This is a genomic window from Streptomyces sp. NPDC001880, assembly GCF_053594575.1.
The window spans coordinates 39,052-53,046 of the sequence record NZ_JBSFET010000007.1; the positions used below are offsets into that span (position 1 = coordinate 39,052).

13 protein-coding genes and 2 pseudogenes are annotated in these 13,995 nt (G+C 70.6%); 6 read left to right on the plus strand and 9 right to left on the minus strand.

Going from position 1 to position 13,995, the window contains the following annotated elements; genetic code table 11:
* Nucleotides 1-169 precede the first annotated feature (169 nt).
* Nucleotides 170-559: pseudogene (locus ACWCQ6_RS06335) on the plus strand (amidohydrolase family protein); the annotation flags it as partial.
* A gap of 14 nt (nt 560-573) precedes the next feature.
* Here ACWCQ6_RS06335 and ACWCQ6_RS06340 read toward each other — a convergent pair.
* Nucleotides 574-1,410 (minus strand): siderophore-interacting protein, encoded by an 837-nt coding sequence (locus ACWCQ6_RS06340; protein ID WP_451085992.1) that lies wholly within the window; start codon nt 1,408-1,410, stop codon nt 574-576.
* Nucleotides 1,411-1,494: 84 nt separating this feature from the next.
* Here ACWCQ6_RS06340 and ACWCQ6_RS06345 point away from each other — a divergent pair, with 84 nt between their 5' ends.
* Nucleotides 1,495-2,328, plus strand: coding sequence for a TetR/AcrR family transcriptional regulator (locus ACWCQ6_RS06345; RefSeq protein ID WP_451085994.1), 834 nt, complete (start codon nt 1,495-1,497; stop codon nt 2,326-2,328).
* Between the two features lie 175 nt (nt 2,329-2,503).
* On the opposite strand, the gene ACWCQ6_RS06350 is transcribed toward ACWCQ6_RS06345, so the two are convergent.
* The 6 genes and pseudogenes from ACWCQ6_RS06350 to ACWCQ6_RS06375 form a co-directional block, all read right to left on the minus strand.
* Complete coding sequence (locus ACWCQ6_RS06350) at nt 2,504-3,367, minus strand: S1 family peptidase (RefSeq protein WP_451085996.1); 864 nt, start codon at nt 3,365-3,367, stop codon at nt 2,504-2,506.
* A 144-nt stretch (nt 3,368-3,511) separates the two neighbouring features.
* A pseudogene (locus ACWCQ6_RS06355) lies at nt 3,512-3,775 on the minus strand (GyrI-like domain-containing protein); the annotation flags it as partial.
* A gap of 7 nt (nt 3,776-3,782) precedes the next feature.
* A complete protein-coding gene (locus tag ACWCQ6_RS06360) occupies nt 3,783-4,694 on the minus strand; it encodes a DUF3626 domain-containing protein (protein ID WP_451085998.1) in 912 nt (303 codons plus the stop codon).
* The gene (locus tag ACWCQ6_RS06365; protein WP_451086000.1) at nt 4,694-5,365 is read right to left on the minus strand and encodes a class I SAM-dependent methyltransferase family protein; all 672 of its coding nucleotides are present in this window, start codon (nt 5,363-5,365) and stop codon (nt 4,694-4,696) included. The genes ACWCQ6_RS06360 and ACWCQ6_RS06365 overlap by 1 nt, the downstream gene beginning before the upstream one ends.
* A gap of 212 nt (nt 5,366-5,577) precedes the next feature.
* Nucleotides 5,578-5,886 (minus strand): helix-turn-helix domain-containing protein, encoded by a 309-nt coding sequence (locus tag ACWCQ6_RS06370; protein WP_451086002.1) that lies wholly within the window; start codon nt 5,884-5,886, stop codon nt 5,578-5,580.
* Nucleotides 5,886-6,251, minus strand: a complete 366-nt coding sequence (locus ACWCQ6_RS06375; protein ID WP_451086004.1) for a type II toxin-antitoxin system RelE/ParE family toxin — start codon at nt 6,249-6,251, stop codon at nt 5,886-5,888. Before ACWCQ6_RS06375 ends, ACWCQ6_RS06370 begins: the two co-directional genes overlap by 1 nt.
* 260 nt (nt 6,252-6,511) lie before the next feature.
* On the opposite strand from ACWCQ6_RS06375, the gene ACWCQ6_RS06380 reads away from it, so the two are divergent.
* Both ACWCQ6_RS06380 and ACWCQ6_RS06385 read left to right on the plus strand, forming a co-directional pair.
* Nucleotides 6,512-7,723: a pyridoxal phosphate-dependent aminotransferase gene (locus tag ACWCQ6_RS06380; protein WP_451086006.1), complete on the plus strand. Its 1,212-nt coding sequence runs from the start codon at nt 6,512-6,514 to the stop codon at nt 7,721-7,723.
* Nucleotides 7,724-7,825: 102 nt separating this feature from the next.
* Nucleotides 7,826-8,224 (plus strand): SCO4983 family protein, encoded by a 399-nt coding sequence (locus ACWCQ6_RS06385; protein ID WP_451086008.1) that lies wholly within the window; start codon nt 7,826-7,828, stop codon nt 8,222-8,224.
* A gap of 233 nt (nt 8,225-8,457) precedes the next feature.
* Here the strand turns inward: ACWCQ6_RS06385 and ACWCQ6_RS06390 are convergent, their stop codons facing one another.
* Nucleotides 8,458-10,197, minus strand: a complete 1,740-nt coding sequence (locus ACWCQ6_RS06390) for an Ig-like domain repeat protein (protein ID WP_451086010.1) — start codon at nt 10,195-10,197, stop codon at nt 8,458-8,460.
* A 306-nt stretch (nt 10,198-10,503) separates the two neighbouring features.
* On the minus strand, nt 10,504-12,327 hold the full coding sequence (locus ACWCQ6_RS06395) for a phosphoenolpyruvate carboxykinase (GTP) (RefSeq protein WP_451086012.1): 1,824 nt from the start codon (nt 12,325-12,327) through the stop codon (nt 10,504-10,506).
* Nucleotides 12,328-12,616: 289 nt separating this feature from the next.
* Between ACWCQ6_RS06395 and trhA the strand changes: the two genes are divergently transcribed.
* Both trhA and ACWCQ6_RS06405 read left to right on the plus strand, forming a co-directional pair.
* The gene (trhA, locus tag ACWCQ6_RS06400) at nt 12,617-13,315 is read left to right on the plus strand and encodes a PAQR family membrane homeostasis protein TrhA (protein WP_451086014.1); all 699 of its coding nucleotides are present in this window, start codon (nt 12,617-12,619) and stop codon (nt 13,313-13,315) included.
* Nucleotides 13,316-13,367: 52 nt separating this feature from the next.
* A partial coding sequence (locus tag ACWCQ6_RS06405; RefSeq protein WP_451086017.1) for a TetR/AcrR family transcriptional regulator occupies nt 13,368-13,995 on the plus strand: 628 nt, incomplete at its 3' end.

Here is a 13,995-nt window from a genome sequence, read left to right on the forward strand (position 1 = left end):
CTTGCGGGGGAACTGCCTTGCGGGGGAACCGCCCTGCGGGGCCTCCCCCGACCGCAGGAGGGGACCGAATCGCTCCTCGCCCGCCGGAGGGGCCTGTACCGGGAGCCCTCATGGACCTGGCCATCCGTAACGCCCACGTCGTCGACGGCACCGGCACCCCCGGCCGCCTCGCCGACGTGGGCATCCGGGACGTCCGGATCGCCGAGATCCGCCCCGCGAACGCCTCCGGGCCGAGCCCCCGGAGTATCTGGGCCGGTACGTATGGAAGTTGGGAGCCCTGTCGCTGGAGGAGTGCGTCGCCCACCTCACCTCGCGCCCGGCCCGGCGGCTGCGTCTGGCCGACCGGGGGTACGTCCGCGAGGGCTACCGCGCCGACCTGGTCCTCTTCGATCCGGCGACGGTTACGGCGGGCTCCACGTTCGAGGAGCCGCGCACCCTGCCGGCCGGCATCCCGCACGTACTGATCGACGGCCGGTTCGTCATGGAGGACGGCCGCCGCACCCAGACACTGGCGGGCCGGTCCGTCCGGGGAACGGGGCGCGCCCGGGGCGGCCTATGAGGCCCCTCCCCCGTCTACTCCCCTGCCTGCTCCTTCGCCCAGGCCAGGTCCTCCTCGGTCGGGGCGTCGTCCTGGGTGAGGCTGCGCCGCCAGTACCCGCTGAACTGCACGGCCGCCCTGGGCAGCCCACGCTCCTCGACCAGATGGCGGCGCAGGGCCCGTACCGCCCCCGCCTCCCCGGCCAGCCAGGCGGCCCCGGACCCGGCGGGCAGCCGGGCCGCCCGCACCGCGTCCACCAACGACCCGCCCCGGTCGCGGTGCACCCAGTGGATGCTCACGTCAGCGGGCGAGCCGAGCGACTGCTCCTCCGCCGCGTCGGCGACCTCGGCCCAAACGAGCGCCCGCGCCCCGGCCGGCAGGGACTCCAGCAGGGTCGCGATCGCGGGGAGCGCCGTCTCGTCGCCGACCAGCAGCAGCCAGTCGGCGGCGGGCAGCGGCCGGGCGTACAGCGACGACGGGCCGACCATGCCGAGCACATCGCCGGGTCGCGCGTTCCGCCCCCAGCGGGTGGCGGGCCCGTCGTCGCCATGAAGCACGAAGTCGACCGCCATGACATCCCGTCGGTGGTCGTACCCGCGAACGGTGAAGCTCCGCATCAGCGGCCGCTCGGGCTCGGGGATCGCGAGATACGCCTCGTACCACCGCATGCCGTAGGTGTCGTCGGCGTCCGGCTCCGGCAGCCGGGGCGTCCCCTGCCCCTGCCTCGGAAAGCAGAGCTTCATCTGCTGGTCGGGCCGGTCCTCCATGAGCCCCGCCAGCGCGTCACCGGCGAAGGTGACGCGCGCCGTCCGCGGAGTGATCCGCTCCACTCCGACGACCCGCACATACGAAACGGCCAATGCCTGACCCATAGCGACCCCCACCCTTTCCGACTGATAGTTTATGCCGTAAGGAATTACCTGGACGAAGTTAGTTTACGGCGTAAGGAGTCGCAAGTGGTGGTCTTTGCCGGACAGGGCGACGCCCGCCGTTCGATGTCCCTGCTCTGGCGCTCCGACCGGCCGGAGCAGCGGGACCGGCGCCCCGGTCCCGGCCCCAGGCCGGGGCTGAGCGTCGACGCGATCGTGACCGCCGCGATCACCGTCGCGGACGAGGACGGCATAGCCGCGCTGTCGATGCGCGCGGTGGGCGAGCGGCTCGGCCGCACCGCGATGGCGCTCTACACCTACGTCCCCGGCAAGAGCGAACTGCTGGACCTGATGTATGACACGGTCCACGCCGAGCTGCCCACGGAGTACGCCGACACCGGCAACTGGCGGGCGGGGCTGACCGATTGGGCGCGCGACACGCTGGAGTTCCACCTCCGCCACCCCTGGGTGCTCCAGGTCTCGCAGGCTCGCCCGGTCCTCGGCCCGCACGAGTACGCGGGACTGGACACCCTCGTGCGCCTGCTGAACGCGACCGGGCTCGAAGCGCGGCTGCTGCGGCGACTGGTCGGCACGCTGTCCCACTTCGTCCGCGGCTGCGCCGGTACGGTCACCGAGGCCCGGCAGGCCGCCGCGGCGACGGGCGAGTCGGACGAGGAGTGGTGGACCGCCCGCTCGGCGCTGCTGAGCGAGGTGGCCCCGGACTTCGCGGAGCGCTGTCCGAACCTGATGGCGATGGAGACCGCTTCCGCTCCGCAGCCACCGGCCCCGGCCCCCGCGCCCGGCGAGGAGGCGGTGCCGTATCTGGAGCGGGAGGCGAGGGAGACGTTCGACGTCGGACTCGGCGTGCTGCTCGACGGGATCGAGGCGGCGATCAGGCGCACGACGACCCCGAAACGGTGAACGGCGAACAGTAAACGGCACACGACGGCCCCGCGAACGGCGAACGGCGAACGGCGAACGGCGAACGGCGAACGGCGAACGGCGAACCGTAAACCACGAACGGTGAACCGCGAAACGCGAATCGCCGCCGCGACACCCGGTGGCGGGCATCGCGGCGGCGACGGGAGTCACACGGTCACGGCTTGGGCAGGGCACACCCCGCACGGTTGAGGTCGAACTTGTTGCCGGGGCCGATGCACGGCACGATGCCGTACGTCTGCTGGGCGTAGTTGATTCCCTCGCGCACCGTCACATTGCCGTTCTCGTCGACCTCGCACGGGTTGTTGTCCGTGCACTGCTGACCGTCCTCGTTGCCGGTGTTGTTGACGGCGACGACCTTGCCGGTCGCGTTGTCGATCACCGGGGAGCCGGACGTACCGCCGATGGTCTGACAGGCGGAGGTGTAGCGGACCGAGTCCTTCCAGGTCCACTCCCCTTCCTTGAGGCGGTAGACGAAGCCGTCGACGTTGCAGGCGTACGTGCGCTTCCAGTAGCCGGACACGACGGTGATCGCAGTGCCCTGGACCGGGTGCGCGGTGTTGAGCTCCAGCGCCTTGATCCCGTATCTGCTCTCGATCTGGGCGTAGGTGCTGGTGAGTTGGTACACCGATACGTCGGTGTCGGTCATGGTGCCGTACGCGATCTTGCTGGCCCGCAGGGTGCCGACACCGCTGCCCGAGGCGTTCAGCAGGGTGAAGCCGCGGGTGGACGGCCGGTTGAACACGACCTCACCGGGGCCCGGAAATCCCGTCTCCATGCAGTGCCCGTTGGAGAGCACCAGCGCGGGATCGCCGGGCTGGGAGTCCGGGGTGCGGACGACGGAGCCGGAACAGTTGCTGAGCGCCACGGTCCCGGCGAAGTTGACCGCCTTGGGCAGCCTGACCTTCTCCTTGACCGCGGTGGGCGACGCCGCTTCGTGGCCGGTCGCCGCGGTTGCGGGCGCGACTCCTGCCCCGAGGAGCAGGACGGCGAACAGCGCACCGACGAGAGGCTTCTTCATGTGGGGGTCCCCTCCAGTGACCTGAGCAGGGTCCTGATGGCCCCCGCCCACCGAAGTTTCCTTCGGATTTGACATGCGCATGTTGGCGCACTGAAGAGGGCCCCACAAGGGGCGGATTCAAGCCGTCCCGGGCCCGAGGGTCCGTCAGGCGGCGTCCGGCTCCACCGGGATCCACAGCTGAGCAGCGGCATCCCCCGCGACCGGCGACGGCCCGACGCGCAGGATCTCGGGACCGGGCCTGCTCCGGTACGGATTGGACGGGAACCACTGGGTGAACACGTCCCGCCACAGGTACTGGAGCGCCTCCGGGAAGGGCCCGGAGTTCTCGAAGACCGCCCAGGTACCGGCCGCGACCACCAGCACGTCCAGGTCGTCCGGCGCATCGGCACCGGTCACCACAGCGTGGTAACCCACGCTAGGAACCGCGCACCCCCGCGGGCCCGACATCCTGTGCCCGGTGCGGTCGGGTCGGGTGCGGCGGTGCGCCGAAGCGGGCCAGGCAGTGCCACACCTTCTTCAGCGACTGGAGCTCGTGGCGACCGGAGCGGGCGGCGTCGCCGATGATCCGCGGATCGATCAGGCCGTCCTCGGCGATCTCGGCACCGAGTTCGACGAACTCCGCTCCCCGGTAGCCGGGGTGGCGCCGCAACTGCTCCACGGTCAGCCGGAACCCCGCGTGCCACTCCGTGCGGCAGGGAAGCCGGCGGGCCGCCTCCTCGACCGGGGTGGACCGGTAGCAGGGGTCGAGCACCAGGGCCTCCACATGGCGGTCGAGAACGACCGGGCCGTGGATCTGCGCCTCGATGTAGTCGTCGAGCGCGTCCCGGTCGTCCGCTTCGGCCAGCTCGATGAGATGCATCCCGGACGCGACACCGAAGTCCACCGGCTCGGCCGCGCTGTCCGGGTAACAGAAGGTGGCACGCGGGAGGGTGTCCGCAGTCAGCCGGAAAAACGCGGAGCCGAACCTGGGGGCGGCCCCGACGGCGGAGTCACGGAAGTTCAACGCCCCGTAGACCGGTCGCTGTTCGCCGGGCACCCTGTCGTAGGATCCGTCGAAGATCCGACTCTCCCAACGCCATCTGTCCCCGCCCGGGTACGCCGTGAGACCGCCGTTGCTGGTGCCGGTCACGAACTGCGAGTGATAGACACCGTCCTGCGCCAGAGCGGCCAGAACCGGTCGGCCCGCCGCCTCGCGGTCGGGATGGAAGTTCAGCGTGAGCCGCAGCGAGGCGTCGACCGGTCGCCCCGACGAGAGGGACGCGACATGACCGAGGGCCCTGCCCTGAGGAGACGAATCGGCGTGCGGTGGTGCGGTGGTGTCGTGCATCAGGGCCTCACGGCCCGGGATCCGGCCCTTGCCGCCTTCAGGACGTCGTAGCCGACGAAGTCGAACATCCTTTGTCCCGGGACGAGTTCGCGCGGCTCACCGGTGAAGCGGTGCGCGCCGACGCCGTACCCCGCGTCCGGTTCCGACAGCCACAGGCGCTCGAAGTCGCGTTCCTCGAACCAGTCGCAGACCAGCGGCACCCGGTCGGGTACGGCGCGGTTGCGGGTCCACACGACGGTGCCGCCGGGAGCGCACAGCCGGGTGCAGGTGTCGATGGTGCGCTCGATGTCGACGTCGACGACGTTGCCGAACACCCCGCAGACCAGCAGGAGATCGGCCGGTGCGAGATCGCCGTAGTGATCGGTGAGCGAGGCGTCGCCCGTCACCACTTCCACCTGCGTCAGCCCGGCCCTGCGGGCCGACTCCCGGGCCGGTGCGGTGTTTCCGGGGTCCAGCTCCACCAACCGGGCCCGGACGTCGTCGCGTCGGGGGTGGTCCGCCAGTACGTCGATGAGGTCGCGGCCCTGGCCGGCGCACACGCTGATCGCGCGCAGCGGGCCGGGAGGTGCGGTGTCCAGGGCGTCCCGGATCCGGTCCTGGACGGCCCGCAGGCGCCGCGCCAGCCACGAATCGGGGACGTCGTATGCGTCGTGCCATGCCTGCCAGTCCATGGCCGGGACCCTACGACGGGGCGCGCGGCACGTCATGCGAGTTCTGCCGGGGACGCACATCCGAGGTGTACGGACCGGCGACCGGGGTCCCGAGGACCAGGCCGCCTCCGCCGCGGGCCGGAGGCGGCCGCCCGCCCCCGCTGCGTACCGCCGGAGCATGACTTCCGACCACGAGCGCCTGCGTCTCGCCTTCCGTGCCCGCTATCCCTCGATCAGGCCGCGTGCGCTTCGAACCAGAGGGAGCCGAGGTCATGGCCGGGCGTGAGGCGCACATCGGCGTCCAGGGCGGCCGCGAGGCTCCTGAGGAGTTCGATCGTCGGCGCTGTACCGCCCTCTTCGATGCACTCGATCTCGTCCTCCTCCATGCCGGTACGTCCGGCCAGATCGGCCACGCTGAGCCCAAGCGCGGTTCGGCGGTCGTAGAGAGCTTTTCCGAAGGCCAGAGCCTCTCGAATGGCAATCCGCTCCGGATCGTCCGTCCGGACACCCGAGGGAATCCAGCGGCTGTGCTGTCCGGCCATCACGCCTTCCTCTCATACGTCGCAGTCACCGGTTCATGATGCGCGCTTTCGCAGACTTTCTGGGCGCGCACGGCGCGGTCGATCTGTCCCTGCTCGTGCTGCCTCGTCTTACGGAACACGGTCAGTAGCACGATGGTGCGCGCCGGGGTGATCCAGTAGGTCACACGAGGCGCGACATCGCGGAGCCGGAGCCGGAGCTCCCAGACCGGCCCTTCGAGGTGGTCGGCCCAGGGACCTCCCAGCTCCGGCCCGAGGACGGCAAGTATGCCCGCCACTTCATCGACCCTCTTGAAGTCCTGGTCGCTCAGGCTCTCCAGCCACGCGCGCACCTCCGGCTCGATCTCGAAGTCGTACGGATTGCTCATACGACGGTCAACCCGACAACGAGCCCGTACGTCACGCCCTCACGCCCCGAACACCTCCCGCGTCGTGGCGCATCTCACCCGTCCGTGTCCGTCACGCCCCTGTTCCACCGCATTCGAAGCCCCGCCGCCGCCCCCGCCCGGCGTTCCCACGGTGCCGGACGGTGGGGGCATGGCTATGGAAGACGGGGAGGGTACCCAAGTGGGGCAATCGGAGGGGAAGGGACGGGCAGTGCGCGGGAGGCGGTCGTAAGCTCCCGGACATGCAGGTCATCCAGTCCACGAAGCTCGCCAACGTCTGTTACGAAATCCGGGGCCCCGTGCTTGAGGAGGCGATGCGGCTGGAAGCGGCCGGTCACCGCATCCTCAAGCTGAACACCGGCAACCCTGCCGCGTTCGGGTTCGAGTGCCCGCCCGAGATTCTCGAGGACATACTGCGCAACCTCTCCGGGGCGCACGGCTACGGCGACGCGAAGGGGCTGCTGTCCGCGCGGCGGGCGGTGATGCAGCACTACCAGACCAAGGGGATCGACCTCGATGTCGAGGACATCTACCTGGGCAACGGCGTCTCCGAGCTGATCCAGATGTCGATGCAGGCGCTGCTCGACGACGGCGACGAGGTCCTCGTACCGGCTCCGGACTATCCGCTGTGGACCGCTTCGGTGTCGCTGGCCGGCGGCACGGCCGTGCACTACCGGTGCGACGAGCAGTCCGACTGGATGCCGGACCTCGCCGACATCGAGCGGAGGATCACCGACCGCACCAAGGCACTCGTGATCATCAACCCGAACAACCCGACGGGTGCGGTGTACGACGACGAGATGCTGCGCGGGCTGACGGATATCGCCCGGCGCCACAATCTGGTGGTCTGCTCCGACGAGATCTACGACCGGATCCTGTACGACGGGGCGACCCACACCCCGACCGCGACGATCGCGCCCGACCTGATGGTGCTCACCTTCAACGGGCTCTCCAAGAACTACCGGGTGGCCGGATACCGGTCGGGGTGGCTGGCGGTCTGCGGTCCGAAGGCGCACGCCTCCTCGTACATCGAGGGGCTGACGATCCTCGCCAATATGCGGCTGTGCGCCAATATGCCCTCGCAGTACGCCGTGGCCACCGCACTGGGCGGGCGGCAGTCGATCGACGACCTGGTGCTGCCGGGCGGACGGATCCTGGAGCAGCGCGACGCGGCGTACGATCTGCTGACGCAGATCCCGGGCGTGACCTGTGTGAAGCCGAAGGGGGCGCTGTATCTCTTCCCGCGCCTCGACCCCAAGGTCTACAAGATCAAGGACGACCGGCAGATGGTGCTCGATCTGCTGCGGGCCGAGAAGATCATGGTCGTGCACGGTACGGGGTTCAACTGGCCGGAGCCCGATCACTTCCGGGTCGTGACGCTGCCGTCCACCGAGGATCTGACGGACGCGGTGGACCGGATCGGGCATTTCCTGGACGGGTACGGCCAGCCCTGAGTCCCGTCCGCCGACGATTCCGCGGACACCAGAATCGATTGCAGATAACTTTAGACTGAATCCAATGTAGGATGGTTCCACTGCAACACCAGGAGGCCATCCATGTACGAACCGATCCGCACCAAATCGGTCCACACACCGGCCGACCACGCCGACGACTTCCCGCACCGCTCCCGCGAGGAAGAGCTGGACATCCAGCTCGCCGGACACCTGGCCGCGCTCCTCACGGTCAGCGACGAGCTTGGCCTCGGCGAGGCGGGCGACCTCATCGCCGAGCAGGTCGCCAGGCTGCGCGGCGCACCGCCCGCCCGGCACACCGGCCGGACCGACGCGCCCGCTCCGGCACTGCACCGCCGCGCCCACGCCCTCGCGGGCCGCGCTCTGGTGGTGGCCGCGTCCCGTGCCGACACGGCGGCCGCTATTCTCGCGGCAGAGCGCATGGACGCCCACACCGCGGCGCTCGCCGCCGCCCCTGCCGCCCCGCTGGTCGGCGCCCACTGACGGCCCCGGTCCGCGAGCCGCCGAGGCCCGTGGGCCGGGTGTCACTCATTCCCGTGGCGTACGGGCGGCCGTCCCCGTCCCCGCACGGACCACACCTGGCAGCGGTTCGAGAGGCGCGGCGCAGGCAGCCCCCGTACGCGCCATCCGGAGGACCGGGGCCGGAACGGGTGGTGCCCGCTCCGGCCCCGGTCCGGCCCCGGTCCTCGGCTCCAGGGGCTCGCGAACGGCTCCCGTCAGCTGCGCACCCGTACCGTCGCCGACGCCGTCGATCCGCTGTGCAGGGCGTCACCGGCGTAGCCGACCTGATACGTCACCTGGCCGGTGGTCCGGGGCAGGTCGTCGATGGTGAACGTGCCGTCGGCGGCGACGGCGGCCGAGGTCAGGGTGCCGGTGCCCTTCCGGTCGGTGCGCACCACGGACACGGTGATCCCGGTGGGCAGCGCCCGGCCCTGACCGGTGAGGGTGCCGGTGATCGTCAGCCCGGCGCTCTTCGTCGCCTCCGCCGGGGCGGTGAGGGCGATGGTGGTCGGGGCCTTGTCGACCGCGACGGTGAGCGAGGTGTCCTCGGCCGGGCGATGGGTGATGTCACCGGTGAACGAGACGGTGTAGGTGGCGTCGCCGACCAGCGACGGGACGTCGAGGACGGTGAACGACCCGTCGGCGTCGACCTCGACGGGGGCGAGTTCGCGGTCGCCGTTCGCGTCGTGCCGTACCGCCGTCACCCTGACCGGTTCGGTGGGCGCGGGCCCGTCCAGCTCCAGCCGGCCCCTGATCCCGACCGGTTCGCCGACGACGGGCCGGCCCGGGGTGGTGGAGAGCCCGCCGGTGAAGCGGGAGTCGTACTGGGCGGCCGGGGGCTGGATGACATGCAGCCAGAACTCGTGGCCGGAGGTGTTGGTGGTGACGGCGAACAGCCGTGAGCCGTCCTTCGACCAGCCGAGCCCGCGCGGCGCGATCCGGTCCCCGTCGAGCGCGCCCTCGAAGGCGAACTCCAGCGGCGCCGTGCCGGACGCCGGGTCGGTCGGCTGCACGAGCAGATCGGCCGTGCTCCCGGTCGCGGCGGCGCCCCGCGCCATGTAGGTGCCGTCGCCGCTGAAGGCGACGGCGGACGCCTTCGCACCCTCGGGCAGCGGCTGGTACGCGACCGGTGCGTCGGACAGGTCGGCGGCCTCCAGGAGCCGGGTGCCGTACGCGGCGTCGGCGACGGCGATCCGCCGGCCGTCGGGGGACTGCGCCACGTCCCTCAAGTCGAGGGCGCCTTGGCCCTCGGCGTCCGCGAAGCGGCGCTCCGGGCCGCGTACGAGCGTGTCGCCGCTCGCGTCGAACGTGGTGAGGAACGGGTTGGTCTCGCCGGGGCTGCGGGTCTGTGCCATCACGATGCGGTCGGGGTTCTCGGGGCCGCTGGTCAGCCGCAGCCGCCCGGCGCCGTTCCAACCGGTGTTGGTGGACTGGTTCCCGTTCGCGCCGTACAGCCAGGTCACGGCGGCGTCGCAGCCGTAGTAGTACGGCGTCTCGGTGTGCCACTCCCTGCCGCCCGCGAAGGCAATGTCGCGCGGGCAGCCCACGTCGGTCGCGGCGACGGTGAAGCCGGTGCGCTCCTGCGTCACGGTGTCGAACGCGAGGATGCCCGAGGACTGCGAGACGTAGAGCGTGCCGCTGTCGGTGCTCAGGGCCATCCCGGACGGCGCGGTGCTGGTGGGCAGCGAACCGACCTTCTGGCCCTGGAAGTTGTAGACATGGACCTGGTTCGCGACCCGTTCCCGGCGGTCGTCCGTGACGTAGACCCGCTCGTGCACCGAGTCGACGACCATGGCCGAGTACGAGGAGATCGGCAGCTTGGCCACGGTGTCACCGGGAACCGGGCCGTCGGCCGCGAGGGCGGCGGACGGAGCGAGGGCGGTGAGCCCGGCGGTGCCGAGCGTCATCGCGGCGAGCGTCGCCGCGATACGTATGCGGTGCTGATTCCTTCTCAACTGAGTCCCCCACAAGCTCGGTTGGTCCCCGGCCGACCGAGCCGGAGACATGTGAAGGAACATCGAATCTTGTGAAGGTGCCGTGCGCAAGTGCAGGGCAATGCCGGGCTGTTCTTCATGAAACGGCAGGAACGGGACGGAACGCGGGGCGGAGCACGGTACAAAAAAGGGCGGCCCCCGGAACCGTGAGGGGATTCCGGGGGCCGTACCGCGGCGGGCTGTTGACCCCACAGGTCAGGGCGGATGTCCGAGAGCCCGGCCGCGGGGCGTGCGGGGCGCACCCGCGCGGGGTGCGCCCGGGGTGCGTCAGCCCAGGCGCTCGACCAGCGCGCGGTACTCGTCCCACAGCTCCTTCGGCGTGTGGTCGCCGAAGGTGTTGAGGTGCTCGGGGACCAGCGCCGCCTCCTCGCGCCAGACCTCCTTGTCGACGTTGAGCAGGAAGTCCAGGTCGGACTCGGAGATGTCCAGGCCGTCCGTGTCGAGGGAGCCCTTGGCCGGCAGGATGCCGATCGGGGACTCGACGCCCTCGGCCTTGCCGTCGAGGCGCTCGACGATCCACTTCAGGACGCGGCTGTTCTCACCGAAGCCGGGCCACACGAACTTGCCCGCGTCGTTCTTGCGGAACCAGTTCACGTAGTAGATCTTCGGGAGCTTGGCCTGGTCCTTGTCGGCGCCGACCTTGACCCAGTGGTTCATGTAGTCGCCCATGTTGTAGCCGCAGAACGGCAGCATGGCGAACGGGTCGCGGCGCAGCTCGCCGACCTTGCCCTCGGCGGCGGCGGTCTTCTCGGAGGCGACGTTGGCCCCGAGGAAGACGCCGTGCTGCCAGGTGAAGGACTCGGTGACCAGCGGGACGGCCGAGGCGCGGCGGCCGCCGAAGAGGATGGCCGAGATCGGCACGCCCTTCGGGTCCTCCCACTCGGGCGCGATGATCGGGCACTGGCCGGCCGGGACGGTGAAGCGGGCGTTGGGGTGGGCGGCCGGGGTGTCGGACGCGGGCGTCCAGTCGTTGCCCTTCCAGTCGGTGAGGTGGGCCGGAGCGGTCTCCGTCATGCCCTCCCACCACACGTCGCCGTCGTCGGTGAGCGCGACGTTGGTGAAGACGGAGTTGCCCCACATGGTCTTCATGGCGTTGGCGTTGGTGTGCTCGCCGGTGCCGGGCGCGACACCGAAGAAGCCCGCCTCCGGGTTGATCGCGTACAGCCGGCCGTCCTCGCCGAAGCGCATCCAGGCGATGTCGTCGCCGATGGTCTCCACGGTCCAGCCGGGGATCGTCGGCTCCAGCATGGCGAGGTTGGTCTTGCCGCAGGCGCTCGGGAACGCGGCGGCGACGTACTTCGCCTCGCCCTGCGGCGGGGTGAGCTTGAGGATCAGCATGTGCTCGGCGAGCCAGCCCTCGTCACGCGCCATGACGGAGGCGATGCGCAGCGCGTAGCACTTCTTGCCGAGCAGGGCGTTGCCGCCGTAGCCGGAGCCGTAGGACCAGATCTCGCGGTCCTCGGGGAAGTGCGAGATGTACTTGGTGGAGTTGCACGGCCACGGAACGTCCTCCTGGCCCTCCTCCAGGGGGGCGCCCAGCGTGTGGACGGCCTTGACGAAGAAGCCGTCGGTGCCGAGCTCGTCCAGGACGGCCTGTCCCATGCGGGTCATGGTGCGCATCGAGACGGCGACGTAGGCGGAGTCGGTGATCTCGACGCCGATGGCGGAGAGCGGGGAGCCGACGGGGCCCATGCAGAACGGGACGACATACATCGTGCGACCGCGCATCGAGCCGCGGAAGATGCCCTGCTCACCAGTAAAGATCTCCCGCATCTCGGCGGGGGCCTTCCAGTGGTTCGTCGGGCCGGCGTCCTCTTCCTTCTCGGAGCAGATGAACGTGCGGTCCTCGACGCGGGCGACATCGCTCGGGTCGGACGCGGCGTAGTACGAATTCGGGCGCTTGGTCTCGTCCAGCTTCGTGAACGTGCCCTTGGCCACGAGCTCTCCGCACAGGCGCTCGTACTCGGCCTCGGAGCCGTCGCACCAGACCACCTGGTCCGGCTCTGTTATCGCTGCGATCTCGTTCACCCAGGAAACGAGCTCCTGGTGATCGGTGGGGACAGTGAGGGGAGCCGCGATGTCGCGCGCCACGATCGCTCCTTGTTGAGGGGTATCTGTTTGGTAGTTGCCCCGTGGGGGCTGCGACCCGGACGCTTCGACCCCTTCGAATCTCGTTGGCGCTCATCCGGTGCCGACCGCACTCATTTGATCATCCGACCGTTTCGCCCATATGTCCAGGGGGGCGCACACGTGAGCATTGCCACTCGTATCGGGTGCGGCCTCCCCGCGGCAGGGAGTGGACCAGCGAACCGCGGGGCGCCGGGAGCCCACTCCCGCACCGGGGCGGCCGTACCTACGGTCCCGTAGGTACGATGCCGGAATGACTGCTGCCACCGCCGCGCCCGAGTCCGCCGGGCTGGAACCAGCCGAGTCCGACCCCGTCCCGGCGAAGCCGCGGATGCGCGGCTGGCTGCACGCCGGAATGTTCCCCGCCGTGATCGTCGCGGGGGTGGTGCTGATCGCCTTCACCGACAGCGCCCTCGGCCGGATCGCCTGCGGGATCTACACCCTGACCGCCTGCCTGCTGTTCGGCGTGAGCGCGCTCTACCACCGGGGCAACTGGAGTCCGCGCGGCGAGGCGGTGCTCCGCCGGCTCGACCACGCCAACATCTTCCTGATCATCGCGGGCACCTACACCCCGCTGACCCTGCTGCTGCTCCCCGAGTCCACCGGGACGCCGCTGCTGTGGGCGGTCTGGGGGGCCGCCGCCGCGGGGATCGCCTTCCGGGTGTTCTGGGTCGGCGCCCCGCGCTGGCTCTACACACCGTGCTACATAGCCATGGGCTGGGCCGCGGTCTTCTTCCTGCCGGACTTCATGCGCACCGGCGGGATCGCCGTGCTGGTGCTGGTCGTCGTCGGCGGGCTGCTCTACAGCGCCGGTGGTGTCATCTACGGCATCAAGCGCCCCAACCCCTCGCCCCGGTGGTTCGGCTTCCACGAGGTGTTCCACTCGCTGACCCTGGCGGCCTTCGTGGTGCACTACGTCGGCATCTCCCTGGTCGCCTACAACCACCACTGAGCACCCTTCACGACCGGTGCCGGCGGCCCGCCGATGCCCGACAATGACGACCATGGCCGCCACCTCCCGTAACCCTTCCGTTTCCGTTCCGGGAACGCCCCCGCAGCTGGGACTGCGCGAGCGGAAGAAGCTCAGGACCCGGATCGCGATCCGCCGGGCCACCTACCGGCTGATCGCCGAGCAGGGGTACGACGCGACGACGGTCGAGCAGATAGCGGAGGCGGCCGAGGTGTCGCCCAGCACCGTCTTCCGGTACTTCCCGGCCAAGGAGGACATCGTCCTCACCGACGAGTACGACCAGGTCCTGGCCGCCGCCCTGCGCACCCGCCCGGCCGGTGAGCCGCCGCTGGAGTCGCTCCGGCAGGTGCTGACCGGCACCCTCGCCGCCTTCCTGGCCACCGAGGAACAGGAGCTGCGGCAACGCACCCGGCTGATGGTGGAGGTCCCCGCAATCCGGGTCCGGATGGCGGAGAGCATGGCATGCACGGCGAAGGAGCTGGCCGGTGTGCTCGCCGCCCGCAGCGGGCGCGCCCCCGACGACCTGGCGGTCCGGGTGTTCGTCGCGGCAGTGCTGGGAGCGCTGCGCGAGGCGATGCTGTACTGGGGCGAGCACGGCCAGAAGGGCGACCTCGTCGCGCTGGTCGGCCGGGCGCTGGACACGCTGGAGGGCGGCCCGGCGC